Origin of the sequence: Pseudoflavonifractor sp. MCC625, assembly GCF_018784545.1 — a bacterium.
GTDB lineage: Bacteria > Bacillota > Clostridia > Oscillospirales > Oscillospiraceae > Pseudoflavonifractor_A > Pseudoflavonifractor_A gallinarum.
The window spans coordinates 509,296-534,139 of the sequence record NZ_WQOJ01000030.1; the positions used below are offsets into that span (position 1 = coordinate 509,296).

The window sequence follows — 24,844 nt, forward strand, 5'->3', positions numbered from 1 at the left end:
TGTGTCCTCTCCCCGTCTTAGAACCGGAAGTCCCGCTGTCCCTGGGCGATCTGGGCCAGGTGCTCGGTGACGATCTCTTTTACCTTGGGATTCGTGATGTACTCCAGCTGCTTTGCGATGACCTGCTCGCCCGCTGCGCGGGTGGCGGGGGCGGCGTAGTCCTCCAGATACTCCTTGAGGGTCATCAGGGCGTTGGGGAGACAGCAGTTCTGGATCTGTCCCGCCTTGCACAGGGACATGAAGCGGTCTCCGGTCCGGCCCTCCCGGTAGCAGGCGGTGCAGAAGGACGGGACATAGCCCAGCTCCATGAGCCAGCGCACGATCTCATCCAGAGAGCGGTGGTCCGACACGTCGAACTGAGCGGAACTCTCCTCTTCGGGCTCCGCCTCCGCATAGCCGCCCACGCTGGTGCGGGAACCGCCGGAGATCTGGGAGACGCCCAGGCCCAGGACACGCTCCCGGACGGCCTGACTCTCCCGGGTGGAGATGATCATGCCGGTGTAGGGCACCGCCACCCGGATGCAGGCCACGATCTTGGCGAAAATATCGTCCGAGATGCCGTTATCGAAATCACCGGGGTCGATGTCATCGGCCGGGCAGACCCGGGGCACGCTGATGGTGTGGGGACCCACCCCGAAGACGGCCTCCAGATGCTCCGCGTGCATCAGAAGTCCGGCAAATTCATAGCGGTAGAGCTCCAGACCGAAGAGCACGCCCAGGCCCACATCGTCGATGCCGCCCTCCATGGCCCGGTCGTGGGCCTCGGTATGATAGGCATAGTTGCTCTTGGGCCCGGTGGGATGCAGCTTTTCATAGCTCTCCTTGTGATAGGTCTCCTGGAAGAGAATGTAGGTGCCGATGCCCGCCTCTTTCAGCTTCCGGTAATCCTCCACCGAGGTGGCGGCAATGTTGACGTTGACCCGGCGGATGGCGCCGTTCTTGTGCTGGATGGAGTAGATGGTGTGGATGGACTCCAGAATATACTCCAGCGGATTGTGGACCGGGTCCTCCCCTGCCTCCAGAGCCAGACGCTTGTGGCCCATCTCCTGGAGGGCGATGACCTCCGCCCGGATCTCCTCCTGGGTCAGCTTTTTGCGGGGGATGTGCTTGTTCTTGGCGTGATAGGGGCAGTAGAGGCAGCCGTTGACGCAGTAGTTGGACAGGTACAGGGGCGCGAACATGACAATCCGGTCGCCGTAGAAATCCTTCTTGATCTGCCGGGCCAGGGCAAAAATCTCCTGATTTTTGTCCTCCAGCTCACAGGCCAGCAGGACGGAGGCCTCCCGGTGGGTCAGGCCCTTGCGCAGCCGGGCCTTTTCCAGGATGGCGTCGATCACGGCCGCGTCTCTCTTATGGGCGTCGGCATAGGCGAGGCTATCCAAAATCTCCTGATGGTCGATGAATTCTTCTGCTTTTCTGGACTTGGGATTATACATGGATGATCTCTTCCTCTCTTCTGGGTCAGGAGACAGTCCCTTCCCCATTAGTTTTTATTTCTTGGGTGTTTCTAATTCCCCGGGAAATCTCCGCGGTGGACCGCCACCGTGCAGCCGATGGAGGCCAGGCGCCGTTTCAGGCCGGCCAGATGTTCTGCGGCCTCCTCCCCGGTGCAGAGCTTATGGTCGTAGAGCGTATATTTCTCCCGGGTGGCGGGGGGCGACAGGTTGGGCATGACCACGTTGGCCCCCGCCTTGATCCCCAGCTCCCGCCCCTGGGGGTGGATGGTACCCAGTGCGGTGGTGGCCGGAAGAAGGACCCGCGGCAGCAGCAGACGCACCAGCGCCAGCAGAATGAGGGTATCCTCCAGCGTTCCGGCCGTCTCTCCGCCAAAGGGGGTGTCCTTCTGGGGAATGAAGGGGCCGATCCCCACCATATGGGGCTGGAACTCCTGCAAGAAGCAGAAGTCGGCCGCAAGGGTGTCCGGGGTCTGCCCGGGAGAGCCCACCATAAATCCGGCACCCACCTGGTAGCCAATCTCCTTCAGGGTGCGCAGACAGTCCAGCCGATGGCCCAGGGCCATCTCCGGGGGGTGCAGCATGGCGTAATGGGCGGCGTCCGCCGTCTCATGGCGCAGCAGGTAGCGGTCCGCGCCGGCATCAAACCAGAGCTGGTAGATGGGTCGCTCATATTCCCCAAAGGAGAGGGTGACGGCGCAGTCCGGCCAGTTGGCCTTGATGGCCCCTACCCAATCCGCGATCTGGTCCGGGGAGAGGCCGGGGTCCTCTCCCCCCTGGAGCACGAAGGTGCGAAAGCCCCACTCATACCCCCGGGCGCAGCAGTCCAGGATGGTGTCCCGCTCCAGGCGGTAGCGGCTCACCGCGGGATTGCCCCGGCGAATGCCGCAGTAGAGGCAGTTATTCTTGCAGATGTTGGTGCATTCGATGAGACCGCGGACGTAGATGGCATCCCCATACCAGCGGCGCCGCTCCGCCTCAGCCCGGCCGAAGAGGAGCGCCTGGTCCAGGGACCGGCGCCGTGCCAGCAGCGCCCGCCACTCCTCCCGGCTCAGATGGTGCTCCTCGATCAGCTTTTCCAGCAGCTCATCCATTGGGCAGCTTGGAATAGATGGCCTTGCAGGTCACGCCGGGCAGCATGCCAACCTTCCCGGACAGCGCACTGATGGCGTCCGAGGGCGCATCCAGCACGATGGAGATGATGTTGCAGCCCCGCTGCCGGTAGGGCAGTCCCATCCGGCCGATGATATAGTCCTTGTATTGATGGAGCAGCTCGTTGAGCTTTTCCACGGAATCCGCATTCTCGACCACTACGCCGAGAAGGGCCACGCGCGATTCTTCCATAGATCAGTTCCTCCTTGTAACGCACGAAAAATGGACGCACCGAGAGAAGGTGCGCCCATACGGAAAACCAGTATTCTGCACAACCCTTCCCCGTCAGGGAGAATCTCCCTTTCGCGTCAGCGTTGCCTTGATTATACTGCTCATTTCAGTTTTTGTAAAGGCTTCTTTTTTTCGAAAATCTTTTTCATCCATGGCTGGATTTCCGGTTGAATTTATGCGCCAAAAGACGTACTATATAAGCGAAACGATTTGGAAAGCAAAAGGAGGAATGGAACGATGGTGATCGATCGGGTAAAGAATGCCGCCGTCTACTATGGCCTGGGGGAGCGCTTCCAGAAGGCGCTGGAATGGATGGTGCAGGCCGACCCTTCCAGCATGGTGCCGGGAGAGAAATGTACCATTGACGGGGAGAATATTTTTGCCACGCTCTTTGAGGTGGACACCCTGCCCCGGGAGGAGTCCCAGCTGGAGGGCCACAAGCGGTATGCGGACATCCAGTACCTCCTGGAGGGCAGCGAGTGCGTGGGCTACGCCCAGAACGGTACCGTACCGGTGACGGTCCCCTATGATCCCCAGAAGGACATCGGCTTCTGGAACGGGGACTGGGATACCCTGAAGCTGGAGGCCGGCATGTTCTATATCGTCTGGCCGGACGATCTCCATGCCCCCCGTGTGGCCTGCGGAGCGCCCGCTCCGGTCAAGCGCATGGTGGTAAAAGTGAAGCTGGACCCGTAAAAAATGCAGGACCCAAGTCGGAACAAAGACTTGGGTCCTGTTTTGCCGATGGATGGTCTCTATCGGTCCAGCACGGGGTTCATATAGTAGACATTCTTCTGGTTCATCTTGTCCTTGGCCAGCTGGATGGCCTCGCCAAAGCGCTGGAAATGTATGATCTCCCGCTCGCGCAGGAAGCGGATGACGTCGCTGACGTCGGGGTCGTCCGACTGCCGCAAGATGTTATCGTAGGTGACGCGGGCCTTCTGCTCGGCGGCCAGGTCCTCAGTCAGATCACAGATGATGTCGCCCTTGACTCCGATATAGGAGGCGGTCCAGGGCGCGCCGGAGGCCGCCGCCGGATATACGCTGGCCCCGTGGTCCGTGAAGTAGGGGGCGAAGTTCCCCATTCTGGGATCGTCCGGCGAGAGCTTCCGGGTGAGCTGATAGACGATGGTGCCCACCATCTCCAGGTGTCCCAGCTCCTCCACGCCGATGTCGGTGAGCAGTCCCTTGAGCTCGGGATAGGGCATGGAGTAGCGCTGGCTGAGATAGCGGATGGACGCGCCCAGCTCCCCGTCGGGTCCGCCGTACTGACTGATAATAAAGGAGGCCAGCTGCGGGTTGGGGTTTTCGATCTTGATGGGATATTGCAGCTTTTTCTCATAGACGAACATCAGCGCTTCCCTCCTTCCGCAAGGTTCCAGGGCCAGGGATCTTTCAGCCACTGGGTCCAGTTCTCGCTGGAGGCCGTGGCGGTCTGGCGAAGGGGTCCGTGGAGGGCCTCATACTGTCTGCGCCCCTCCTCCTCCATGGCGGCATACTGCTGATAGAGGGCAAAGGCCTCCTGGTCGCTCTGGTGGGTGTCCAGGTACTGCCCCAGCTCCACCAGGACGAATTCCAGGGCCTGGAGCTCAGCCAGGGGGCCGTTCACCACGTCGGCTGCCTCCGGCTTCAGGTGGAAGGGAAGATTCAGCCCCGGGAAGAGGGTTCCGTTGTTGAGGGCCTCCTGCCGGTTGTAGCGCTTGGAGTCGGTCTGCTGGAAGGCCACATAGGGGACCGCCAGCGGCGCACATTCGGGAAGCGGGCCGCAGCCGTCGGAGCAGCGGTCATTCTCCGCTCCGGGTGCCTGCTCCATGCGGCTGCCCGGGGCGCGGGAGTTGGTATCTGGATACAAGTGTGATTCCTCCTCAGATGGATTGGAGACAGGTGCGGGGGGACTTCTGCGTCTCCGGACCATCCTATGCGCCCCTCCCCCGGTCAGGAACGCCTTGCGGGGAGGGGCTCTCCGCTCCACAGCGGGTCCCTTTGCGAAAATGGACGGGTTCCCGCTCTCTTTTCGGTTCCGGACGGAGCAAAGGGACAAAAATAAAAATTCTGGCGGCCTCTGCTATGGTGATGCAGAGGCCGCCGGATTTCTTGTGATCAGGATTCCAACAGTCCGATCAGATCTTCTTCCGTCAGCACGGGGATGCCCAGCTCATTGGCCTTGCGCAGCTTGGAGCCGGCCGCCTCCCCCGCCACCACATAGGTGGTCTTTTTGGAGACCGAGCCGGAGACCTTTCCGCCCAGGGCCTCGATGCGCGCCTTGACCTCGTCCCGGGTGAAGTGCTCCAGCGTGCCGGTGAGGACAAAGGTCTTGCCCGCGAGCTGATCGCCGGCGGGGGCCTCCCGGCTCTCCAGATTGACGCCCGCCGCGCGGAGCGACTCGATCAGATGGCGGCTCTGGGGACTCTCGAACCAGGAGACGATGTTCCGGGCGGTGATCTCCCCGATGTCGGGGATGGCAGTCAGCTCCTCGATGGTGGCCGCCATCAGCGCGTCCAGGGTGCGGAAGTGGGCCGAGAGCACCTTGCCCGCCTTCTGCCCCACCTGCCGGATGCCGAAGGCGAAGAGGAGCCGGGAGAGGTCCCGCTCCTTGGAGGCCTCCAGGGCGGAAATCAGGTTTTCCGCGCTCTTCTGTCCCATCCGTTCCAGAGCGGCCACCTGCTCTACCTCCAGACGGTAGAGGTCGGCCGGGGACTTGACTAGCTCGGCCTTCACCAGCGCCTCCACCACCGCGGGGCCCAGACCCTCGATGTCCATGGCGTCCCGGCTTGCAAAGTGCACCAGATGCCGCAGCAGCTGGGCCGGGCACTCCGCGCCGGTACAGCGGATGTGGGCGCCGTCCTCATCCCGGACCACAGGGGCCCCGCAGACCGGACAGACCGAGGGCAGATGATAAGCCTGCGTCCCCTCCGGGCGCAGCTCGGGCAGGACCCGGACGATCTCGGGGATGATCTCCCCCGCCTTCTGGACCAGGACCGTGTCCCCGATGCGGATGTCCTTCTCGGAGATAAAGTCCTGATTGTGCAGCGTGGCGTTGGTGACCGTGGTCCCGGCCAGGCGCACCGGCTCGATGACCGCCTTGGGGGTGAGCACCCCCGTCCGACCAACCTGGACCACGATGTCCACGATCCGGGAGGGCTTCTGCTCCGGCGGGTACTTGTAGGCTGCCGCCCAGCGGGGGAACTTGGCGGTACTGCCCAGGAGGGTGCGGTCTGCGAGATCGTTGAGCTTGATGACCGCGCCGTCGATCTCAAAGGGGTAGTCCTCCCGCTCCTCCCCCATGCGGTCGATCTCCTGCCGGATCTCGTCGATGCCGGTACACAGGCGATAGGGGATGACCTTGAAGTGCTGCTCCCTCAGGTAGTCCAGGGTCTCGGTGTGGGTGGAGAAGGTCTTCCCCTCCGCCCGCTGGATGTTGAAGACCTGGATGTCCAGACGGCGCTCGGCCACGATCCGGGGATCGTGCTGCCGGAGAGAGCCGGCCGCGGCGTTGCGGGGATTGGCGAAGAGGGGCTTCCCCTGGATCTCCAGCGCGGCATTGAGCTGCTCAAAGACCTGCTTGGGCATATACACCTCCCCGCGCACGATGAGGCTGGGAAGCTTTTCGGGCAGCACCATGGGGATGGAGCGGATGGTGCGCAGGTTCTCGGTGACGTCCTCCCCCACCTGGCCGTCGCCCCGGGTGGCCCCCCGGACAAAGACGCCGTCCCGGTACTCCAGGGCCACCGAGAGGCCGTCCACCTTAGGCTCCACATCGTAGACCACCTGGTCCGCGCCCAGGCCCTCCTGCACCCGCACGGTGAAGTCGGCCACTTCCTCCCCGTCGAAGACGTCCTGGAGGCTCTCCAGCGGAACCGGATGGACCACGGGCGAAAAGCCGTCGGCCACGGTCCCGCCTACCCGCTGGGTGGGCGAGCTGGGGTCGGCGTACTCCGGGTGGGCCGCCTCCAGCTCCTCCAGACGGCGGAGCTTGTGGTCAAAGTCGTAGTCGCTCATACTGGGGCAGTCCAGTACATAGTATTCATAGTTGGCCTGTTCCAATTCCTGGCGCAGCTGCTGTATTTCCTGTTTTGCGTCCATAAGGGACCTCCCGTTGGAATGTTTCAGATGGTTGTTGTACTGGGTGTGCCCGTGTACCCCCCTCAATGGTTCTCCGTCCCGCCGGAGATGTGCACATAGGTCTGGGGGACCTGCCCCACCAGAATGGTCTCGGCCACACAGACCGGGACCTGGGCCTGGATGTCCAGGCTGTGCCCCGGCAGGACGAGGGTGGCGCTGGCCGTCACATCGAACCAGATCCGGTGGAGGGTCTGGTTGATCCCGGCCTCGGAGAACTCGTTGCGCAGCTCCGCCCCGGCCACCGAGACCGACAGGAGCTGCACCTGGATGGAGGGACCGTACCCGCCCAGCACGGAAACGCCGGTCAGATTGCCCAGGGGAAGGGACACCGTCATGGGCTCCATGGCGCGCAGACGGCGGCTGACCTCCTCCACCAGCTGGGCGCGGAGCTGATTGAGGGCAAAGGGGTCCGACGTGAGCGTCTGGACCGTGCCGTCCTCCCCCACCTGAAGGGAGACCAGGTTCTCGTAGGAGAGGGGGTACTCCTCCAGATGGTGGGCCACCGCGGCGTTCACCTCCTCCGAGAGAAGGGCCTGGACCTGGGCGGAGGCCAGGGCGAGCACCGATTGGGAGAGCAGCGCGTCCAGCGGAAGAATCAGCAGAAGGGCCAGCCCCACCCCGATCAGGGCGGGCAGGCCCTTCCCTCCCCTGCGGGGAACGGAGCGGCCGGGCCGGGCGGGCCGGCGCAGCCAGATATGTCGCATCCATCGCCGCATGGTATAGACTCACCTCACTTGAGGGAGTATATGCCGCCGCCGGCTTGGCCGATTACTCGCTCCGCAGCAGCTCCTCCACCGCCAGCATGACGCCCAGCTTGCCCGACTCGTAGGTCAGGCCGCCCTGGAGATAGGCGGTGTAGGGGGCGCGCATGGGCGCGTCGCAGGAGAGCTCAATGGAGGCGCCCTGGATGAAGGCGCCCGCCGCCATGATGACGGGGCAGTCATAGCCCGGCATGTCCCATGGCTCCGGAGTCACGTAGGAGTCCACCGGCGCGCCGAACTGGATGCCCTTGCAGAACTGCTTGAGGGGCTCGGGGGTGCCGAAGTGGATCATCTGGATGATGTCATGGCGCACCATGTCGGAGGTGGGCTCGGTGGCGTAGCCCAGAAGCTCCATCATTTTGGCGGCGAAGACCGCCGTCTTGACCGCCTGGGCCACCGTGTGGGGGGCCAGGAAGAGGCCCTGGTAGAGGGCGCGGTTTTGTCCCAGGGTGGAGCCGCACTCCCGGCCGATGCCGGGGACGGTGAGGCGCATGGAGGCCGCCTCGATCAGATCCTTCCGCCCGGCCAGGTATCCGCCCGTGGGGGCAAGACCCCCGCCGGGGTTCTTGATGAGGGAGCCGACCACCAGATCGGCGCCCACCTGGGTGGGCTCCTGCTCCTCCACGAACTCCCCGTAGCAGTTGTCCACCAGGATGGCCGCGTTGGGATTGTGCTCCCGCACCACGGCGCACAGGGCGCCGATCTCCTCCACCGAGAGGGAGGAGCGGGTGGAGTAGCCCTTGGAGCGCTGGATGAGCACCGCTTTGACCCGGGGGTCCTGCACGGCCCGGGCCAGGCCCTCGGGATCGGGGGCGTCGTTCACCAGCTCCACCTGCCGGTACTCGATCCCGTAGTCCTTCAAAGAGCCGGGGCCCTTGTCCACTACGCCGATCACGCCCAGAAGGGTGTCATAGGGGGCGCCCACGGCGGAGACCAAAATATCCCCCGGCTTGAGCGCCCCGAACAGGGCGCAGGAGATGGCGTGGGTGCCGTTCACAAACCCGATGCGCACCAGGGCGTCCTCGGTGCCGAAGATATCGGCATAGATCTCCTCCAGCTTGTCCCGGCCCAGGTCGTCGTAGCCGTAGCCGGTGGTGCCGGCAAAATAGCTCTCGGCCACATGGTGCTTCTGGAAGGCGGCCAGGACCTTCTGGGTGTTGACCTCCGCAATGGCGTCGATCCGGTCAAATTGTTCTCTCAATTCCGACTGAGCCCGGGCCGCCAGGCTCCGGACCCGCTCGCTGATCTGTAAAGACATCTCTCTCTTCCTATCCTATCTGAAATCTGAATCTATGGCGGGCTCAGCCCTCCAGGGCCGCCCCGGCGAAGGCCGCGGCCAGCTTGGCGCAGGCCTCCACATCCCGCAGGTCCACCATCTCCTGGGGGGTGTGGATGTAGCGGCAGGGGATGGAGATCCCGCCGGTATACACGCCCGCACGGCTCTGGTGGATGGCCCCGGCGTCGGTGCCGCCGGCCTTGATGATATCGCCCTGGACCGGAATGCCCTGCTCCTTAGCCAGTGCGTTGAGCTTCTGGACCATGCTGGGATGGCACAGGACCGAGCGGTCCATGACCTTGACGGCCGCGCCCGCGCCCAGCTTGCTGGTGGCGGTGTGCTTGCTCCCCAGCTCGTCGTCGGCGGAGGTCACGTCCACCGCGATGGCATAGGCGGGATCAATGGCGAAGGCTGCCGTCTTGGCGCCCCGGAGTCCCACCTCCTCCTGCACGGTAAAGACGAAATAGAGGTCGTTTTCGCTCTTCTGGAGCTGCTCCAGCGCCAGGAGCAGGACGGCGCAGGAGATGTGGTTGTCCATATAAGGGGCCACCATGCGCTTGCCCGCCATAAAGGAGGCGGTGTCATACACAAAGGTGTCACCCAGCGTCACCTGGCTGCGGGCCTCGGCCTCGTCGCAGGCGCCGATGTCCACATAGAGGTCGTCCAGCTTGAGCTCCTTGGGGTCGGCGCTCTCGGGCACGCAGAGCACACCACGGGTCCCGTTCTGGAACCGGACCGGCGTGGCGGCCAGATCGGGGGCGTGGAGCCCGCCGATGGCGCCGAAGCGCACAAAGCCCTTCTCATCCACGTGGGTGACGATCCCGCCGATGGAGTCCATGTGGGCGGCGAACATCACCTTGGGACCGCTCCCCTTCCGGTGCACGATCACATTGCCCAGCGTATCCACCGAGATGTGGTCGGCATAGGGGGCGGCGAGGGTCTGAATGGCCTGGGCGATCTCCCGCTCATTTCCCGAGGGGGCGTGGCAGGCGTTGAGTGTTTCTATGATCTTTACGATGTCCATCTTGGTACCTCCCTGTTTATGCGCGCGCGGCGATCGCGCCGATGAAGAGCCGGGTCAGATGCAGGATGGCGTCCAGATCCCGCTTGGCCGCCACGCTGGCCGGCGCGTGGAGATACCGTACCGCCAGGGATACGGTGGCCGTGCGCACCCCTTCCCGGGCGCGCTGGAAGGCGGCGGCGTCGTTCCCGCCGGAGATCCAGTGTTTGGTCTGCCAGGGGATCTGATGCTCCTCCGCCAGGGAGCGCAGCAGCTCGAAGAGCCCCCGGTCGGCGATGGAGCCCTTGTCCATGAAGGGGATCACCGCGCCCGCGCCGGGGACACAGACCTTCTGGTGCCCCTCCATGCCGGGCAGATCGGCCGCGGTGGTGGTCTCCAGCACCAGGGCGATCTCGGGCTTGACCGAGAAGGCCGCGCCGAAGGCGCCCCGGGTCCCCACCTCCTCCTGGGCGGTGAAGACAAAAGTGCAGTCCATGGGGAGCTCCTCCTCCAGGAGCTTCAGGAGCACCGCGCAGCCAGCCCGGTCGTCCAGGGCCTTGGCCTTGACCATGCCCTGACCAAACTCCACCCAGTCACTCTCAAAGACGGCGCAGTCCCCCAGGGAGACCAGCGCCTGGGCCTCCGCCTTGGAGCGGGCGCCGATGTCGATATAGTAGTCGTCCAGCTTGGGGACCACCTTTTCCTCCTCGGCGCTGACCAGGTGGTAGGCCTTCAGGCCGATGACTCCGGGGAGGCCCTTCTCCCCCACCTTGACGGGCTTTCCGATGAGGACGCGGCGGTCGATGCCCCCCACCGCGGAGAATTTCAGATACCCCTCGTCGGTGATGTGGCGCACGATGAGGCCCACCTCGTCCATGTGGGCGCACAGGACCAGCTTGTCGCCGGTGGCCTTCCTGCCGCGCTTTTTCACGATCAGGTTCCCCAGGGCGTCCACCCGGATCTCGTCCGCGTAGGGCTGGGCATGAGCCCGGATACAGGCGCGGACCTCGTCTTCAAAGCTGGAGACGCCGGAACAGGCGCACAGCTCTTGCAGCAACTTCAGCATAGGGTCTCCGCCTCCTCTCCCAGTCCCTCGGCAAAGGCGGCCAGGAGCTGGGCCACCTGCTCGGCGTCCGGCTCATCCATGACCTCGATGGGACTGTGCATATATTTGAGGGGCAGGCTGACCACCAGCGTGGCGATCCCCTCCCGGCAGATCTGCATGAACCAGCCGTTGGTCCCGGTGTGCCCGGCCATGACCTCCAGCTGGTAGGGAATGCCCCGCTCGTCCGCCTTCTCCATGGCCCGGCGGGTCATCCAGCGGGTCATGTTGGGACCCACCCCGATGACCGGGCCGCCGCCCACTTCAAAGCTCTTCTCCCTGGGACCGTCCGGCGTGCGGCCGTGGGTCACGTCCACCGCCACGCAGAAGTCGGGGGCGATGGCGAAGGTGGCACACTGGGCGCCCGAGCCGCTGATCTCCTCCCGGGTGGAGCCCATCACATAGAGGTCCACGTCCAGCTCCTTCCCCTGGAGCAGCTCAGCTGCCCGCAGCAGGGTCACGAAGCAGGCCCGGTCGTCCATGGACTTTCCGCAGATCTCCCGCTCGCCCAGTGGGAAGCAGCTTCCCCGGAAGGTCATGGGGGTGCCGATGGGCACCCGGCGCTCGGCCTCCTCCTGGCTCATGCCGATGTCCACGTAGAGCTCGGAGATGGGAATGGAGCGCTTGTCGTCCCCCTCCTTCTGCACGTGGGGGGGCAGGCAGGCCACCACCCCGAAGAGGGGCGGGTCGGTGAGTACGTTCAGCTCCCGGTTGGGGAGCATCCGGGGGTCCACCCCGCCGATGGTCTGAAAGCGGAGGAAACCCTCCTCGATGCCGGTGACGATGAGCCCGATCTCGTCCAGATGGGCGTCCAGCAGCAGCTTTTTGGCGCCCGGCTTTCCGCAGCGGCGCACCCCGATCACATTGCCCATGCGGTCGGTCCAGACCTCGTCCATCAGGGGCTCCAGCAGCGCCCGGGCCACCTGGGCCGCGGGGGCCTCAAAGCCGGAGGGCGCGTTCTGGGCACACAGCTGCTCCAGTGCGTTTCGCATATTCAATCCATATCACTTCCTGTTGTGTTGGGTAAAACCAAAATGGCGCTCAGTCCAGCGCGTGGATGATTCGTTTGAAGGCGTTGCCCCGCTCCATGAAGTTCTTGAACCGGTCAAAGGAGGCGCAGGCGGGCGACAGGATGACCACGTCGCCGGGAACCGTGTCCCGGTTGGCCTCCGCCACCGCTTCGTCAAAGTCCTCCACCTCCACGATGGCGGGCCGGCCCGGGGCGTAGCCCGGAGCCCCCTCCACCGCGGCGCGGATCTTGCCGGCGGTGGGTCCGGTGAGGACCAGCTTCTTCACGTGGGAGACGATCTCCGGCCCCAGGGTGTCGAAGGGGATGTGCTTATCGTATCCTCCGGCGATCAGGATGACCGGCTGGTCGAAGCAGCGCAGCCCCGCCGCCGTCCGGGACGGGCTGGAGGCGATGGAGTCGTTGTAGTAGCGCACGCCCCGCAGGGTGCGCACCAGCTCGATGCGGTGCTCCACTCCCTGGAAGGCGGCGGCAAACTCCCGGATCACGTCGTCGGGCACCAGGCCGTTCACGGCGGCGATGGCCGCCATGTAGTTCTCCACGTTGTGGACGCCGGGCAGCAGGATGCCCTCGATGGGGAGCACCTCCCGCTTGCCGTTGTCGTCGGAGACCCAGATGGCCCCGTCCTTCACGTAGACGCCCCGCTCCAGCTCCTGCTTCCGGCTGAAGCACATCACCCGGCCGGGGGCCTTGGCGGCAAAGCTGCGGGTGATCTCATTGTCCTCGTTGAGGACCACCAGGCCCTCTTCCTCCTGATGGAGATAGATGTTCTCCTTGGCGGAGACATACTCCTCCATGGAGGTGTGTACATCCAGGTGGTTGGGGGCCAGGTTGGTGATGACCGCGATGTCCGGGCTGCGCTGCATGGTCATCAGCTGGAAGGAGGAGAGCTCCAGCACGGCCACATCCCCGTGCTCCATCCCGTCCGCGTCGGGCAGCAGGGGCTTGCCGATGTTGCCGCCCACATAGGTGGTATAGCCCGCGGCCTTCAAAAGCCCGGCGATGATGGTGGTGGTGGTGGTCTTTCCGTCACTGCCGGTGACGCCGATCATCTGGCAGGGACAGACCTCGAAAAAGGCCTCCATCTCCGAGGTGAGGACCGCGCCCCGCTCCCGGGCGGCCAGGAGCTGGGGAACATCCGGCCGCAGGCCCGGGGTACGGAAGATCACATCCTGATCCAACCCCTCCAGATAATCCTCCCCCAGGCGCAGCGTCACGCCCAGGCTCTCCAGTGCCTCGGCCTGACCGCCGAAGTCGGCACGGTCCCGCTTGTCGCAGGCGGTCACCTGCACGCCGGCGCGCACCAGCATTTTAATCAGGGGCGTATTGGACACGCCGATGCCGATGACGGCCACCCGCTTCCCCCTGAGATCATCCAGGTATTGCTGTATCATGGAACTCATGGTCTCGTTCCCCTTTCCGGATCACTCCAGTTGTTTAACTGATATATTATATCTCCTCCGCCCAAAAATTTCAAACCATTCTTGCGGTTATCCGTCGGCTGTGAGTGCTGCCCGCAGGTTGCGGAAGATGGGCTTGCTGGTTTCTCTCGAAAAAACACTTGACATTGTTTATAAAAAGTGATACAATATAAAATTAATATTGACATAAATGAAGTTGCATGCTACTCTTTACTCAACACAGGGTAAGGAGTATTTTTTATGGATTTTTCCAAGAATATGTTTTTTACAAGAAAAAAGATGCTGACCATTGCGCTCAAATCGTACATTTTGCAGCAGGGCAATTCTCACCTGCAGAAATATTACAGAAGTGCAGAGGATATCGCCGGCTTTATCTGTGATTTGCAGCCGGCAGAACAGGATGATTACCACGACCTTGCGCACTATATCAAACAGTGGGAAGAGAATCGCGGTGTTCTTTTTGTTTGACAATTTTTCTTCCATAGGGTACAATACCCTTTGCAAGTAGGCTGGACAGCCGCGCAGACGGGACGAAAGGCCCGCCTGTGAGGAAAGTCCGGGCTCCGCAGGGCAAGGATAACGGGTAACACCCGCCGGGGGCGACCCTAGGAAAAGTGCAACAGAGATAAACCGCCTCGGTCCTCTCGTAGGAGCGAGGTAAGGGTGGAAAGGCGGAGATAAGAGCCCGCCCGATGGCTGGGAACAGTCCATCGCTGTAAACTCTATCCGGAGCAACGCCGTGGAGGGACATATGGTCGGCCCGACCGTCCCATGGAGGCGGCTGGAGCGTACCGGCAACGGTGCGTCGAGATAGATGGCTGTCTTAAATGACAGAACCCGGCTTACAGGCCTGCTTGTACCAGAAAGAACGTCTCGGCTGTATGGCCGGGGCGTTTTTTGCTGTTCTGAAAAGCTTATTCCACCTCCCGGCAGCGCGCCAGCTCCCGGCGCATCTGTGCCATCTCTTCCCGCTCCTGACGCTTGCGCTCCCCGGTTTCCGTGCCGCTCCCCTGCCCCGCCCGCCGGCGCTCCTGGGCGGCCTGGCGGCCCAGCCAGCGCTGGGTGTCCCGGTGGATGTTGGAACACATGAAGAGGCAGGCCATCCGGGTCTCCTCCGTCATGGCGGGAAAGGCCTCCAGGATCTCCGGGATGGACGGACTGTCCGGCTCCCCGGCGGCCATGCCGTATTCGAAGAGGGCGGTCAGCAGCAGGCCCCGCTGCTCCAGCGGCAGAGCCTGGACCATGGGGTAGTTGTCAAAATAAACGAGAAAGCTTTTCTTCTGTGCCATGGAAAGCACCTCCTACCCCTACCCTCCCGACCGCCCTTTGGTGTACGTTTGCGTACACCTGGGACGCCATATAGGGATAGAAATAGAAAAAGAAATAGAAATAAAGATAGACATAGAAATGGATAGGGTCATAGGCACAGCCACCGTGCCCCGGTGGGGCGGGGTGGCTGTGCAGCGCGTGAGGTGTTCCTTCGGGCGTAAAAAAGCCCCGGTGTACAGCCGGGGCTTTTTTACAAAATCTTTAATATCCTATTCCGATTCCTGAATAGCAGTGACAATTCCATTATCAAGATAGATATATCTCGAATTGTCGTATACCCACTGTTCCCAAGTTCCATAAGCCGTTGTCGTTTTATTCTTTTTTTTCGGAGAACCCCATGTAGAATCTAAGACTTCTTCGTCGGACATTCCAATCATCGGCTCTCGATTTTTTGACTGTGTATTATTCTGAGACTTTTTATCCGAGTATTTGCTCATTCCTGTAACTATATTTTTCGAGATATCAATTTGAACTCTCGCTTTTTCGGGGTAATAGGTTACCCATTGATACACCATCGTTTTTGCTGTGTCCCCCACAATTTCCCCCAAAAATCCTGTAAATGGTTCGTATATTTTAACCAATCTCCCTGGACTGTTAAGAATTTTTACTACTTGATTATAGTCCATACCTACTTCCACCATATTATACGCACCCAGATTTGTGATATAGTCTATTGCAATCCGCAAGGTATTTCCATTGTGTGTAAGTAAAATACTATAAGTTTTATTGGTCATTATGTATTTAGAGCCTAGGATTCGGGTAAAACCCTTTAATTGTAATTCATGTATATATCTATCTACAATTCCTTGAGAAACATTTTTATATCTAAACACTCCATCGCTGTCCTCGATTGCGGATACTCCACAAAATGCCCCGAAATCCAGTAGCCCCTGATAGGAGGAATAATCTTTGATCTGCACTGGCTGAAAAGACGCTGCCTCTTGAGCATATTGTTGTAATTCAATTATTTTATCATCTACCTCAATGTTGGGATATTCTTGCGATAATTTATTAGTATATTCGATAACATCTGTATAATTGCCTTGATCGTACAGAATTTGCATGCTACGAAGAATAATATCTTCGTTCTGTTTAAATAGTTCCTCATTTTTGGTGGTGGAAATTACATCGTAAGCCTGCATAATCGCGTCTGTATATTCCTTGGCAGCAAATGAATTGAGCACATCTATAGAATCCAACTGGGATTTACTTTCTATCATTAGGCTCTCAGCTTCATCTCTTTTTTTGGATTTTGGATAATCCTCAACTATCTTATTTGCTGCATCGAATGCCTGTTGCCAATTCTGCTCAGCAAAACTGTTTTGTGCGGTTTCAAATAGTTCTTCATCTTTACAGGAACACAAAAATGTACATACAAATAGGATATAGAAGAACAGTTTCAAAAACTTTTTTCTGTTCATCTTAAAATCACCTTTCTCTATAATATTATAAAAACTCCCCCAGATGTGTCCAATTGACTTTTCTGGGGGAGTTTTGCTACATCGAAAGATGTATAAGCACAACTTAACTTCTATTATTTATTTTGGACATATACCAAAACGAGGTATCAATCCTGATCCCAGTTGTGGTAGACGTTCTGCACGTCGTCGTTTTCCTCCAGCAGGTCGATGAGCTTCTCCATGTTCTTGATGTCGGTCTCATCGGTGAGCTTGACATAGTTCTGGGGCACCATCTGCACGGAGGCCTCCAGGAAAGCGTAGCCCTTCTCCTCCAGCTGGGCGAGCACATCGCCGAAAGCGTCGGGGGCGGTGTAGACGGTGAAGACTTCCTCTTCCACCTGCATGTCGTCGGCGCCGCAGTCCAGGGCGTCCATCATCATGGTGTCCTCGTCCAGGTCCTCCCGCTCGATGACGATGACGCCCTTCTGGTCAAAGGACCAGGACACGCAGCCGGTGGCGCCCAGGCCCTTGCCGTACTTGTCCAGGAGGTGACGGACCTCGGGGGCGGTGCGCTGACGGTTATCGGTCAGAGCCTCCACGATGACGGCCACGCCGTTGGGGCCGTAGCCCTCGTAGACCACGCTCTCGAAGTTGTCGCTGTTCCCGGCGCCCAGAGCCTTGTCGATGGTGCGCTTGATGTTGTCGTTGGGCATGTTGGCCGCCTTGGCCTTGGCGATGACGGTGGCCAGACGGGAGTTGTTGGCGGGGTCGCCGCTGCCGCCCTGCTTGACCGCCACGATCATCTCGCGGGCGATCTTGGTAAAGAGCTGAGACCGCTTGGCGTCAGCCGCGCCCTTGGTCTTCTGAATATTGTGCCACTTGGAATGTCCGGACATACAATTCGTTCCCTTCTCCAGAAATCAATACGTCTGCCCCAGCGGGCAGCCGACAAAAATCAGCTAGACTAGTTTAGCACAGCCCACAGGCCTTTGCAACCCCTAAACGTGACGATTATAGATAAGAAAAGACCTCTTTGTGCCGTTTTGTCTGCACAAACTCGACCCCGGGGAAGGCGCCGCGCAGCCATTTCTCCAAAACGGGACAGACCACCTGCTCGGTGGGATAGTGTCCGGCGTCGATCAGATTGATGCCCAGGGCCTTGGCGTCCAGGAAGCCGTTGTACTTCACATCGGAGGTCACGAAGGTGTCGCAGCCCATCCGGAAGGCGTCGGTCAGCAGGTCGCCGCAGGCGCCGCCCCCCACCGCCACACGCCGCACGGGACGGCGGGCGTCCACATAGCGCACGCCGTTGGCGCCCAGGGTCTCCTTCACGAACTGGGCAAAGGCGGGGGCGTACTCAGGGATGCCCTCCCGCATGCCCACACGGCCCACGCCGTAGGGATGGCCGTCCCCGTCCACCCCGTCGGTGTGGAGGAGCTCCAGCTGGGTGAGACCCAGCTTCTGGGCCAGGGCGTCGTTGACGCCGCCGGCCACCGCGTCCAGGTTGGTGTGTACGCAGATGGCGGCGATCTGGTGCTCGATCAGAGAGAGCAGGATGCGCCCGGTGGGATCGTTGTCCCGGATGCTCTTCACCGGATGGAAGATCACCGGGTGGTGGGACACGATGAGCTCGGCCCCCAGCTCGGCGGCCTCGGCCACCACCTCTTCCGTGATGTCCAGGGCGATCAGGACCTTGGAGACCGTGCGCTCCCCGTGGCCCACCAGAAAACCGGCGTTGTCAAAGTCCATCTGGATGGAGAAAGGCGCTCTCTGGTCCAGATAGGCGTAGATGTCATTTACTTTCATCTTGCTTCAACTCCCTTTGCATGGTGATGAGTCCCTCCCGGACGGACTCCAGCTCTGTTTTCCAGGGGATGTCCTCCGGGCGCGTCGAGTGGCGGATGCCGGCGAGGGCCCGTTCCACCCGGGCCAGCAGGTGCTCCAGCAGCGCCGGGCGCAGCGGTTCGCTCCCAGCAGTCTCCCGGGAACCGGCCCAGCACTCCGCGGGGGTCAGAGGGGGCATCTCCCCCGCTGCCACCTGCATAATGGTATAAATGGTGTTGCCTTCCCGGCACAGGCGCTCCCGCAGGATGCGGTAGCCGCTGCGCTGAAGCCAGGCGCGCAGCTCGGGCAGCGCGCTCATGGGCTGGAGGATCAGCGTCCGATCCCCCAGGCGGCACCAGGGGGCGGCCGAGAGGATGGCGGAGATGGTCTCCCCTCCCATCCCGGCAATGGCGATGGTCTGGGCCTCCTCCGGCTGCACCCGCTCCAGCCCGTTGCCCAGGCGGAAGGACATTTGATCGGTGACTCCGTAGCGCTCCGCCGTCTGCCGGGCGCGCTCCAGGGGCCCTTTCCGCAGATCGGAGGCCACCGCGCTGGGGATGATCCCCTTCTGGATCAGATAGGCAGGCAGATAGGCGTGATCCGTCCCCACATCCACAAACCTGGTCTGGGGCGGGACCAGGTCCGCCACGGCCTGCAGGCGCGGCGACAGCTCAATGGTTTTCAAGAACTTCCCTCCTGATCTGAGAAACTCAAAAAAGAGCGGCCGAAAAGCCGCTCTTTTTTTCTCGTACCGATTACTGCTGCTCGGAAGCGGCGATCTGCTCGTTGATGGCGTTGAGCAGGGCCTCCACATTGACGCCGTGGACCATGCAGGCCTCCTCCACGGTCTCGCCGCGAGAAGAGGGGCAGCCCAGGCAGTGCATGCCGATGGACATGAAGAGAGGAGCAGTCTGGGGGGCGATATCCAGGATGTCGCCGATGATGGTGTCTTTCGTAATCTGAACCATATGGGTAAACCTCCAAATCAGAAGATAAAAGGATACGTGAGTAGTATATCCTATTTGTCGCCCTTTTTCAACTCTTTTTCCGCTCTCAAAAATGCAAGCATTTTTTCGAAGGGGATGCAGGCCGCGGCGCGCACGCGCGGATGCGCGCACACTTGCGGCCTGAGAGGAGTGTTTTCCGACGTACACGCCGCCGGAAAACACGCTTTCCCTCTCTTCCGCCGTCTGCGGACGGCGGAACTCTGCGAGGCTCCGTGGCAAAGCGCAGAAACCTGCGCAAAAGACAAGGACGCCCCGGAGGGCGTCCTTGTCTTACATACAGAGCTTACTGCTGCTCGCCGCGCATACGAGCGAAGCAATCGCTGCAGTACACGGGACGGTCGGACTTGGGCTCGAAGGGCACGCGGGCCTCACCGCCGCAGGCGGCGCAGGTAGCAGTGAAGTACTCGCGGGGGCCACGGGAAGCGGCCTTGCGGGCGTCACGGCAGGCCTTGCAGCGCTGGGGCTCGTTCTGGAAGCCGCGCTCTGCGTAGAACTCCTGCTCACCAGCGGTGAACACGAACTCCTGGCCACACTCTTTGCATACCAAAGTCTTGTCTTCGTACATGATAAATACCCTCTCTTTGACTCATTTGCCCAGGTCCGGAATTGAAACCGTGAAGTGCTGGGACAGATTAATATTGCGTTCAGCTCTCGCTGACATCGCCAGATGAAAAGTGCTGCGCGACCTTCCGCCGGATACGTTGCACAGCGTTGTCCACCGATTTCGGGGACCGTTTTACCTCAGCGGCAATCTCGGAATAGGACAACCCTTCCAGATAGAGCCCGAGGATCTTCGCTTCGAAACCGGACAACTGGCCCTTTAGCACATTCATTCGCTCACGGACTTCTTCCTGACCGATCAGAGTATCCTCCGGATTTTCCAGACAGCGATACTCCCTGCCACAGATGTCATGGACGGCAAATCCGTCAAAAAGCGGGGTTTCGAAAGAAACAGAATTGTTCAACGGGGAATGCTTATCTCTTGCTGCTGCTTTAATAGCGGAGCGCAAACGGTTGCGGATACAGGTCTCGGCATAGGTCCGAAAGGAGACCTCCCGCCGGGGATCGTACTCGCGAATGGCGTTCCAAAGTCCCAACATCCCCTCCTGGATCAGATCCTCGCTGTCACCGCCCGCCAGAAAGTAGGGCCGGGCGCACACACGCACCACGCGGTTATAGCGCAGAACCAGCTCCTCTGCCGCGCTGCGATCGCCGGATTTGCTCCTGACGCACAGGCATTCGTCGGAAGGATTGGAGTTTTGGGGTTGGAAAGCACTCATGCTCTTGCTCCTTGTCTGTTATTATACGCAAGAGTATATCTTGTTGTCAAGCGTTTATGCAAAATATTTATATTATGCCAAAAAATCTCACAGGATTTTTATGACATCTACCAGTTCTTCGGCGCAGGCACGGGCTGCCTCCTCGGTCTGAGCCTCCACCATCACGCGGATGAGGGCCTCGGTTCCGGAGGGGCGCACCAGGATGCGGCCGGTCCCCTGAAGGGCGGCCTCCTTGGCCTGGACCGCGTCCTTGAGGGCCTGGGCGGCCATGATTTCTTCCTTCTTCTCCTTGCTCTCCACCGGGAGGTTGATGAGGACCTGGGGATACCGGCGGCAGTCGGCCACCAGCTCAGAGGCCTTCTTGCCCGAGCGGTGGAGCACCTGGAGGAACTGGAGGGAGGTGAGCTCTCCGTCGCCGGTGGTGGCATAGGCGCGGAAAATGGTGTGGCCGGACTGCTCTCCCCCGATGACGAAGTCGTGCTCCAGCATCTTCTCCAGCACGTTGCGGTCGCCCACGGGCGTGCAGTGCAGCTCCATGCCGTTCTCCTTGGCGAAGATGTGCAGGCCCATGTTGCTCATGACGGTGCCCACCATGGCGTTGCCGTTGAGCTTGCCCTCGGCCTGGAGCACCCGTGCGCAGGCGGCCATGATCTGGTCGCCGTCGATGTCCTCGCCCTTCTCGTCCACGGCCAGGAAGCGGTCGGCGTCGCCGTCATAGGCCAGACCCAGGTCGTACCCGCCCTTCACGACAGCGGCCTTCAGGTCCTCCATATGGGTGGAGCCGCAGCCATTGTTGATGTTGATGCCGTCGGGCTGGGCGTGCAGGATGTCGGCGTGCAGCTTGGGGAAGCGGGCGAACAGCCCCGGCGCCGTGGCCGAAGCCGCGCCGTTGGCGCAGTCCACCACGATGCGCATACCGGCAAAATCGGTGTCCACGGTGGAGACCAGGTGGTCGATGTAGGCCCGGGTCTCCTCCTCGTCCTTGTGGATGACCCGGCCCAGGTCCCCGTGGGTCTTGAGGGCGGGCAGCTGTCCGGAGAGGATGATCTCCTCGATCTCCCCCTCCAGGGCGTCGCGCAGCTTGTAGCCCTGGCTGTTGAAGATCTTGATGCCGTTGTGCTCAAAGGGGTTGTGAGAGGCCGAGATGACGATGCCCGCGTCGGCCCCCATCTCCACCGTGAGGAAGGCCACCGCCGGGGTGGGCACCACGCCCAGATGGAGCACGTCCGCTCCCGCGGAGCAAAGGCCCGCGATCAGGGCGCTCTCCAGCAGGTCGGAGGAAATGCGGGTATCCTTTCCGATGGCCACCTGGGGGCGGCTCTTTCCGGTCTCCTTGGCCATGACCACGGCGGCCGCCAGGCCCACCTGATAGGCGAGAGTGGCGTCCAGACCGGCGTTGACCACGCCGCGGATGCCGTCCGTACCAAACAATTTTCCCATAAATACACCTCATTCTCGTTGAATGTGAGTCAGATTCGATGGCAGTTCCCCGCAGGGCTTAAAAGGTGAGCTGCTCCATGCCGCCGGCGGCGCCCCCCGGGACGGGAAGTCCCAGGTGGAGATAGGCCTGCCGGGTGACGCAGCGGCCCCGGGGCGTGCGGGTGAGAAAACCCATCTGCATGAGATAGGGCTCATAGACGTCCTCCAGGGTGATGGACTCCTCATTGATGGTGGCGGCCAGAGTCTCCAGCCCCACCGGGCCGCCGCCGTAGTGCTCGATGATGGCGCGCAGCATCCGGCGGTCCACCGCGTCCAGCCCCAGGTCGTCCACCTCCAGGGCGGTGAGGGCCAGGTCGGCCACTGCGCGGGTGATGACGCCCCCGGCCTTCACCTGGGCGAAATCCCGCACCCGGCGGAGCATCCGGTTGGCGATGCGGGGGGTGCCGCGGCTGCGCCGGGCGATCTCCATGGCCCCGTCCGGCTCGATGGGGACGTTCAGGATGCCCGCGCTCCGGGTGACGATGAGGGAGAGCTCCTCCGGCGTGTAGAGCTCCAGCCGCAGGGTGACGCCGAACCGGTCCCGCAGAGGGGCGGAGAGCTGGCCCGCCCGGGTGGTGGCCCCGATCAGGGTGAACTTGGGCAGGTCCAGGCGGATGGAGTTGGCCGAGGGACCCTTTCCGATGATGATGTCGATGGCGAAATCCTCCATGGCGGGATACAGGATCTCCTCCACCGAGCGGTTGAGCCGGTGGATCTCGTCCACGAAGAGGATGTCGTTCTCATTCAGGTTGGTGAGGAGGGCGGCCAGATCCCCCGGTTTCTCGATGGCCGGGCCGGAGGTAATGCGGATATGGACCCCCATCTCGTTGGCGATGATCCCGCTGAGGGTGGTCTTGCCCAGGCCCGGAGGGCCGTGGAGCAGCACGTGGTCCAGGGGTTCATTGCGCATCTTGGCGGCTTGGATAAAGACCTCCAGGTTGTCCTTGGCCTTGCGCTGTCCGATGTATTCCGAGAGGACCTTGGGCCGGAGGGAGTACTCCCCTTCGTCCTCCTGGAGCAGCGAGGTGGTCACCAGCGGCTCTCTGGTCTCCAGGCTCCCGTCGTCCGAAAAGTCAATGCTCAAAATCTCACTTCCTGTCTCTGATGCGTTTCAAATCCATCTCGATCTCCGCCGCGACCTCCTCCACGCCCTTGCCGTCTGTCCAGACGGGGATCGTATCCATGTCCCGATACAGCGGAAGATAGGCCAGGCTCCGCCCGATCACGTCCTCCTGCCGTTTTCCCGCCCGGATATCCCGCCGCAGCCGCTCCTCCAGTACAGCGGGTGCGGCCAGCAGCGAAAAGGCGTGGACCTCCACCCCGTCCAGGGGCAGCCGGGCGCAGATCTCGTCCACGATCTCCTGGCGGTGCATGACCCAGCCGAAAATGACATACTCCACCTCCGAGCACCGGAGAAAGCGGCCCAACAGCGTCCCGATGTTGTCCAGGACCAGGGCCTTCGTCTCCTCGGTCACCCGGAAGGGGTTCAGGTTCCAGCACCAGTCCCCGTCCAGGTAGACGCTGGGCTGGAGCCGCTTTTGCAGGCGCTGGCACACCTGAGTCTTACCCACGCCCATGGGTCCGCCGATCAGGAGAAGCTGTTTCACTGCTTCACCATTTTCTTCAGGGCCTGCTTGATGATGTCCTCCAGGCTGAGGGCCTCCACGTCGATGCCCTTGAGGGCCATGGCCACCTCGCTCTGGCTGTATCCCAGCACGGCCAGGGCGGCGGCCGCCTCGCTGGACTTGTTCTGGGGGATGACGGTCACGCCGGTGCCGCCGTAGCTCTCGCCCTTGGGGGCGATCTGTCCCTTGGCCAGCTTGTCCTTGAGCTCCAGGATGATGCGCTGGGCGATCTTCTTCCCGATGCCCTGGGCCACGGTGAGGGCCTTCTCGTCCCCGGTGATGATGCTCATGGCCAGCCCCTCCGGCGTGGTGGCCGAGAGGATGGAGAGGGCGGCCTTGGGTCCCACGCCCGACACGCCGATGAGCAGCCGGAAGCAGTTGAGCTCATCCTCGGTGGCAAAGCCGTAGAGCTCAAAGATCTCCTCCCGCACGTAGAGATGGGTGAAGAGCTTCCCCTTCTCCCCTACGGTGAGGCGGGAGAGACTCTGGTTGGTGGTCCGGCAGGCATAGCCCACCCCACCGCAGTCGATCACCGCCAGATAGGGCTCCACATGGGCCACGGTACCGCTGACATAGTAAAACATACGCTGTTGTTTCTCCAATCCTGTTATGATCTGGTCCGGGCGGCGTAGCGGCCGCTGCCCGGGCGGGCGGAGTCCAGAAGACTCAGCCGCGAGGTAAAGGATCTGGCGTGGCACAGGGCGATGGCCACCGCGTCGGCGGCGTCGTCCGGCTTGGGGACGGCGGAGAGGCGCAGCAGCTTGCGGGTCATCTCCATGACCTGGCGCTTTTCGGCCTTTCCATAGCCGGCCACGGCCTGCTTGACCTGGGAGGGGCTGTACTCAAAAATGGGGACCCCCTCCTGTTCGGCGGCCAGGAGGATCACCCCTCTGGCCTGGGCCACACCGATACCGGTGGTCACGTTCTGGTTGAAAAAGAGCTCCTCCACCGCCATGGCGTCCGGCCGGAAGGTGGTCAGCAGCTGGTGCATATCCTCGAAGATCTGCCGAAGGCGCCCCGGGAGAGGCACTCCAGCCGGTGTCGTGATGGCCCCGCACCGGAGCAGACGCTGGGCATTCCGGTCGGCCTCCAGGATGCCGAAGCCCACGATGGCAAATCCCGGGTCGATGCCTAAAATAACCATGTCCTTCCTCCCTGCCCGGTGTTCCGATCCTCTGGGCCGGGCATAGACCCGGCGCTCAATCTTCTTTATTGTAGCACAGACGTTTGAAAATGAAAAGGAGATTTCTCTGCCTCTCTCGTGTGGAGATAGGAAAAGCCGGCGCGCATCCGCGCACCGGCTTTCGGCATGACGAGAAAGTGTATCCCCTCTCAAAAATGCCATGCGTTTTTG

Annotated in this window: 27 protein-coding genes and 1 other RNA gene; 3 read left to right on the plus strand and 25 right to left on the minus strand. The window is 61.6% G+C overall.

Translation table 11 applies throughout. The features are described 5' to 3' along the window. Positions 1 to 17: 17 nt before the first annotated feature. From hydG to GPK94_RS09855, 3 genes are all read right to left on the minus strand, one after another. Positions 18 to 1,436: a [FeFe] hydrogenase H-cluster radical SAM maturase HydG gene (gene hydG, locus GPK94_RS09845; protein WP_215655677.1), complete on the minus strand. Its 1,419-nt coding sequence runs from the start codon at positions 1,434 to 1,436 to the stop codon at positions 18 to 20. Positions 1,437 to 1,507: 71 nt separating this feature from the next. Further along, a complete protein-coding gene (hydE, locus tag GPK94_RS09850) occupies positions 1,508 to 2,548 on the minus strand; it encodes a [FeFe] hydrogenase H-cluster radical SAM maturase HydE (protein WP_215655678.1) in 1,041 nt (346 codons plus the stop codon). Then, positions 2,541 to 2,798, minus strand: coding sequence for a TM1266 family iron-only hydrogenase system putative regulator (locus tag GPK94_RS09855; protein WP_101693088.1), 258 nt, complete (start codon positions 2,796 to 2,798; stop codon positions 2,541 to 2,543). The genes hydE and GPK94_RS09855 overlap by 8 nt, the downstream gene beginning before the upstream one ends. Positions 2,799 to 3,074: 276 nt before the next feature. Here GPK94_RS09855 and GPK94_RS09860 point away from each other — a divergent pair, with 276 nt between their 5' ends. Further along, a complete protein-coding gene (locus tag GPK94_RS09860) occupies positions 3,075 to 3,533 on the plus strand; it encodes a YhcH/YjgK/YiaL family protein (protein ID WP_101693087.1) in 459 nt (152 codons plus the stop codon). Between the two features lie 59 nt (positions 3,534 to 3,592). Here the strand turns inward: GPK94_RS09860 and GPK94_RS09865 are convergent, their stop codons facing one another. From GPK94_RS09865 to murD, 9 genes are all read right to left on the minus strand, one after another. Beyond that, positions 3,593 to 4,189 (minus strand): manganese catalase family protein, encoded by a 597-nt coding sequence (locus tag GPK94_RS09865; protein ID WP_101693086.1) that lies wholly within the window; start codon positions 4,187 to 4,189, stop codon positions 3,593 to 3,595. Further along, complete coding sequence (locus GPK94_RS09870; protein ID WP_243207978.1) at positions 4,189 to 4,689, minus strand: spore coat protein CotJB; 501 nt, start codon at positions 4,687 to 4,689, stop codon at positions 4,189 to 4,191. Before GPK94_RS09870 ends, GPK94_RS09865 begins: the two co-directional genes overlap by 1 nt. A gap of 248 nt (positions 4,690 to 4,937) precedes the next feature. Then, positions 4,938 to 6,920, minus strand: a complete 1,983-nt coding sequence (gene ligA, locus GPK94_RS09875; protein WP_215655679.1) for an NAD-dependent DNA ligase LigA — start codon at positions 6,918 to 6,920, stop codon at positions 4,938 to 4,940. A gap of 62 nt (positions 6,921 to 6,982) precedes the next feature. Then, positions 6,983 to 7,675, minus strand: coding sequence for a sporulation protein YunB (yunB, locus tag GPK94_RS09880; protein WP_215655680.1), 693 nt, complete (start codon positions 7,673 to 7,675; stop codon positions 6,983 to 6,985). A gap of 52 nt (positions 7,676 to 7,727) precedes the next feature. After that, a complete protein-coding gene (locus GPK94_RS09885) occupies positions 7,728 to 8,978 on the minus strand; it encodes a methionine gamma-lyase family protein (protein ID WP_101693083.1) in 1,251 nt (416 codons plus the stop codon). Positions 8,979 to 9,021: 43 nt separating this feature from the next. Continuing rightward, positions 9,022 to 10,020, minus strand: a complete 999-nt coding sequence (locus tag GPK94_RS09890) for a M42 family metallopeptidase (protein WP_215655681.1) — start codon at positions 10,018 to 10,020, stop codon at positions 9,022 to 9,024. A gap of 16 nt (positions 10,021 to 10,036) precedes the next feature. After that, positions 10,037 to 11,062: a M42 family metallopeptidase gene (locus GPK94_RS09895; RefSeq protein WP_215655682.1), complete on the minus strand. Its 1,026-nt coding sequence runs from the start codon at positions 11,060 to 11,062 to the stop codon at positions 10,037 to 10,039. Continuing rightward, positions 11,056 to 12,090 (minus strand): M42 family peptidase, encoded by a 1,035-nt coding sequence (locus GPK94_RS09900; protein WP_215655754.1) that lies wholly within the window; start codon positions 12,088 to 12,090, stop codon positions 11,056 to 11,058. Before GPK94_RS09900 ends, GPK94_RS09895 begins: the two co-directional genes overlap by 7 nt. Positions 12,091 to 12,139: 49 nt before the next feature. Next, on the minus strand, positions 12,140 to 13,528 hold the full coding sequence (gene murD / locus GPK94_RS09905) for a UDP-N-acetylmuramoyl-L-alanine--D-glutamate ligase (protein WP_186963894.1): 1,389 nt from the start codon (positions 13,526 to 13,528) through the stop codon (positions 12,140 to 12,142). A gap of 258 nt (positions 13,529 to 13,786) precedes the next feature. On the opposite strand from murD, the gene GPK94_RS09910 reads away from it, so the two are divergent. Both GPK94_RS09910 and rnpB read left to right on the plus strand, forming a co-directional pair. Continuing rightward, positions 13,787 to 14,014, plus strand: coding sequence for a hypothetical protein (locus tag GPK94_RS09910; RefSeq protein WP_193536666.1), 228 nt, complete (start codon positions 13,787 to 13,789; stop codon positions 14,012 to 14,014). 33 nt (positions 14,015 to 14,047) lie between these two features. Next, positions 14,048 to 14,407, plus strand: an RNA gene (gene rnpB, locus GPK94_RS09915) — RNase P RNA component class A. A gap of 53 nt (positions 14,408 to 14,460) precedes the next feature. Here rnpB and GPK94_RS09920 read toward each other — a convergent pair. From GPK94_RS09920 to ruvC, 13 genes are all read right to left on the minus strand, one after another. After that, positions 14,461 to 14,835, minus strand: coding sequence for a DUF6291 domain-containing protein (locus GPK94_RS09920; protein WP_215655683.1), 375 nt, complete (start codon positions 14,833 to 14,835; stop codon positions 14,461 to 14,463). Between the two features lie 249 nt (positions 14,836 to 15,084). After that, positions 15,085 to 16,296 carry a hypothetical protein gene (locus tag GPK94_RS09925; RefSeq protein ID WP_215655684.1) on the minus strand — a complete coding sequence of 404 codons (1,212 nt, stop codon included), beginning with the start codon at positions 16,294 to 16,296 and terminating at the stop codon, positions 15,085 to 15,087. Positions 16,297 to 16,442: 146 nt separating this feature from the next. Continuing rightward, positions 16,443 to 17,171 carry a YebC/PmpR family DNA-binding transcriptional regulator gene (locus GPK94_RS09930; protein ID WP_101693077.1) on the minus strand — a complete coding sequence of 243 codons (729 nt, stop codon included), beginning with the start codon at positions 17,169 to 17,171 and terminating at the stop codon, positions 16,443 to 16,445. Between the two features lie 115 nt (positions 17,172 to 17,286). Further along, positions 17,287 to 18,081, minus strand: coding sequence for a Nif3-like dinuclear metal center hexameric protein (locus GPK94_RS09935; RefSeq protein ID WP_101693076.1), 795 nt, complete (start codon positions 18,079 to 18,081; stop codon positions 17,287 to 17,289). Beyond that, positions 18,068 to 18,784, minus strand: coding sequence for a class I SAM-dependent methyltransferase (locus GPK94_RS09940; RefSeq protein WP_101693075.1), 717 nt, complete (start codon positions 18,782 to 18,784; stop codon positions 18,068 to 18,070). The genes GPK94_RS09935 and GPK94_RS09940 overlap by 14 nt, the downstream gene beginning before the upstream one ends. 70 nt (positions 18,785 to 18,854) lie before the next feature. Further along, entirely contained in the window at positions 18,855 to 19,067 is a 213-nt protein-coding gene (locus tag GPK94_RS09945; RefSeq protein WP_101693074.1) for a DUF1858 domain-containing protein, read from the minus strand. A 322-nt stretch (positions 19,068 to 19,389) separates the two neighbouring features. Beyond that, positions 19,390 to 19,671, minus strand: coding sequence for a zinc-ribbon domain containing protein (locus tag GPK94_RS09950; RefSeq protein ID WP_101693073.1), 282 nt, complete (start codon positions 19,669 to 19,671; stop codon positions 19,390 to 19,392). Positions 19,672 to 19,750: 79 nt separating this feature from the next. After that, entirely contained in the window at positions 19,751 to 20,386 is a 636-nt protein-coding gene (locus GPK94_RS09955; RefSeq protein ID WP_101693072.1) for a sigma-70 family RNA polymerase sigma factor, read from the minus strand. Positions 20,387 to 20,473: 87 nt separating this feature from the next. Continuing rightward, positions 20,474 to 21,826, minus strand: a complete 1,353-nt coding sequence (glmM, locus tag GPK94_RS09960; protein WP_101693071.1) for a phosphoglucosamine mutase — start codon at positions 21,824 to 21,826, stop codon at positions 20,474 to 20,476. A gap of 58 nt (positions 21,827 to 21,884) precedes the next feature. Continuing rightward, positions 21,885 to 22,949, minus strand: a complete 1,065-nt coding sequence (gene ruvB, locus GPK94_RS09965; protein ID WP_215655685.1) for a Holliday junction branch migration DNA helicase RuvB — start codon at positions 22,947 to 22,949, stop codon at positions 21,885 to 21,887. 4 nt (positions 22,950 to 22,953) lie between these two features. Then, positions 22,954 to 23,472 carry an AAA family ATPase gene (locus GPK94_RS09970; RefSeq protein ID WP_215655686.1) on the minus strand — a complete coding sequence of 173 codons (519 nt, stop codon included), beginning with the start codon at positions 23,470 to 23,472 and terminating at the stop codon, positions 22,954 to 22,956. Then, positions 23,469 to 24,074, minus strand: coding sequence for a Holliday junction branch migration protein RuvA (gene ruvA, locus GPK94_RS09975; protein ID WP_193536658.1), 606 nt, complete (start codon positions 24,072 to 24,074; stop codon positions 23,469 to 23,471). The genes GPK94_RS09970 and ruvA overlap by 4 nt, the downstream gene beginning before the upstream one ends. Positions 24,075 to 24,097: 23 nt before the next feature. Next, the gene (gene ruvC / locus GPK94_RS09980) at positions 24,098 to 24,634 is read right to left on the minus strand and encodes a crossover junction endodeoxyribonuclease RuvC (protein ID WP_101693067.1); all 537 of its coding nucleotides are present in this window, start codon (positions 24,632 to 24,634) and stop codon (positions 24,098 to 24,100) included. Between the last annotated feature and the right edge of the window lie 210 nt (positions 24,635 to 24,844).